Origin of the sequence: Cupriavidus sp. CuC1 (assembly GCF_044627735.1) — a bacterium.
Lineage (GTDB): Bacteria > Pseudomonadota > Gammaproteobacteria > Burkholderiales > Burkholderiaceae > Cupriavidus > Cupriavidus ulmosensis.
The window spans coordinates 1-2,157 of record NZ_JBIUHC010000351.1 but is presented as its reverse complement, the minus strand read 5'-3'; the positions used below and the strand labels follow the sequence as shown (position 1 = coordinate 2,157).

Genomic DNA, 2,157 nt, shown 5'->3' with positions numbered 1-2,157 from the left:
CTCAATATCGTCGCGATACTGCTGCAGCGCCTTCGGGGTCCAGGTCCGCATTGCATCTGGAGCCAACAACGCAGAGAGCGTACCCTTGCGCTCCCCGATATACCGCACAGGTGAGAGCAGGCCGCCGACGTAAAGCATCATGAGCGCGTCGATCACGCGATCGTCATGGTCCTCGTCCCAGATGACTGCGAGGTCAAGGAATGCGCAGCGATCGAGCCGGTTCAGAAGCTCGTCATGCCAGACCGGCGCCCGAAGGATGGAGTAATGTGTTCCCCGGCCGAGGTTGCCCACAGGGCGGGTTTCGTCATGCAGGGTCTGGAAGAAGGGGCAATAGGACATGAACGCTCCTTTCGGGAGAGAGACGGCTTCCGCCGCGGAACCGCAGCCATTTCGTGGCTGCGAGCATCAATGCAGACAGTATCACGCCGGATGGCATTCAGCGTCGCCGCGCTTAGTTCCGGCGTTTAGGATTCTCAGGCATCGCGACGATTGCCGCTTCGGGTAGGGCGCCAAGTTCTGCAAGCTTGTCCCGGGCGTCACGATACTGCTCGTAGAATCTGGCCCACTTGCTGAATCCGCCCAGTTCACCAACGGCACGTAGCATTGCGAGGTGGGAAGCCGTCAGCAATTGCACGGTGGCTTCAAGCTCCGTAATCCTGAGGTCCTTGTCGGCAAGCGTCGCGGCCATGTCAGCGCCAGGTCGCTTGGCAGCGCGGCCACGCCAGCGCCGGTATTCCGCTTGGCGCTGCTGATACTCGGCAAGCAGCCTGCGGCGTGACTCGCTGCGGGTGATCGACGACGCTGCCTTGATGGACGGATGCAGCCGGGCGACGGCGCGCGCCGAGATGTCCTCGTCGTCGGTCAGCAACATCTCAAGGATCTCACGCATCCCATCATCGGCCGACGCCGCTTCATTGGCTTTATTCATCAAGTATTCCCTGTTGTCGGGGCAAGGAGAGGTCAATGCCATCGGGGAAGGGACGGTCGCCCGGCCGCGTTTTGAGCAGCCCTTGTACGCCAGCCAGCCGTTTTTCCGCGTGGTCGAGCTGGTTTTGCCAACCAATGCTAGTCGATGGGCGGGCCTTGATCGTTTCCACGGCGAGCTTGAGCTGACCCTCGAGCCGGATCAGGTTCCGCCTGTGCTCCGGCAGGTCAGTGGCCGAGAGGTGACGACAGTCGGCAAAGCACTCCAGATGCTTGGCGCACGGATCGACCGTGAACGAGTTCAGGCAGTGCCCATAAGGGGTGGCATGGAATCCGTCCGCTTCGGCGCGCAGGTACTCGTATGCGGCCGCGTCGCCCTCCGTTTTCTGGATGCGCCGGAAGGCATCGACGATCGGACCGCTTGCCTTGCCACCCTTGATGAGTCGGGCAACCGTGCCGGCTTTTTCGCCGAGCAGGATCTCGACGTCCTGTGGAATTTCAATCTGGTCAAGATCCTCCGCCAGGCTGCGATGGTCGTATTCATAGCTTTGTGCAACGCTGCGCCGGTTGAAGCGCTTTGAGATGATCGTGTCGGCAACGCCAAGCCGGAACAGCTCGGTGTTCTGCATGTGGCGCAGCATGTGTGCCTCGATCTTCAAGGCCCGATCTTCGTCAGTCTGTCCGTACTTTTCAAACAGCGTCGGCAGTTGCTTTGCGTCACCCAGTGACTGTCCGATGAACGTAGGGTCTGGTCGGTTGACCGACATGTAGCGGGTCACATCGCAAAGCCCGTCGTCGCGTTCCTCGGCCACGGACCGTTTGGGCTGCACGAACAGTAACTCCCAGGGCCCAACGAACCCAGTGGCCAGCGGAAGCCGCATGGTGTCGGATATCTTCGTTGGCGTCGTGAACCGCATATGCTCCTCGAGCTCGCCAACGTGCAAGTACGCAGCGTGCCACTCCATTCGCTTTACAAGGCTGATCGGCGAGCCATTAGCGTATCGGAAGCGCATGCTTGTCTTGCCTTCACGCATCGCCTTCACCAGACGATTCCCAAACACGTAGACAGACATGTCGAGGGTCAGTGTGCCATTTCGCCACAGCGCACACTGGTGGTCATACAGTTCATCAAACACTGACGGATCGAGGCCATCGCGGTAGCGTTTTATGAACGGATCTCGCTCAATGCCTAGCCAGAACGGGTTGCCTGCCAGACGGGTGTAAAGCTCGATG

2 protein-coding genes and 1 pseudogene are annotated in these 2,157 nt (G+C 60.2%); all 3 read right to left on the bottom strand.

Annotated elements, in window-relative coordinates:
- Positions 1-339, bottom strand: a 339-nt coding sequence (locus ACGLHR_RS51520; RefSeq protein WP_400103820.1) for a hypothetical protein, incomplete at its 3' end; no start/stop codon positions are given.
- 112 nt (positions 340-451) lie between these two features.
- Entirely contained in the window at positions 452-928 is a 477-nt protein-coding gene (locus ACGLHR_RS51515; RefSeq protein ID WP_400103818.1) for a hypothetical protein, read from the bottom strand.
- Positions 921-2,157 (bottom strand): annotated as a pseudogene (locus ACGLHR_RS51510) (hypothetical protein); the annotation flags it as partial. The gene ACGLHR_RS51515 and the pseudogene ACGLHR_RS51510, both read right to left, overlap by 8 nt.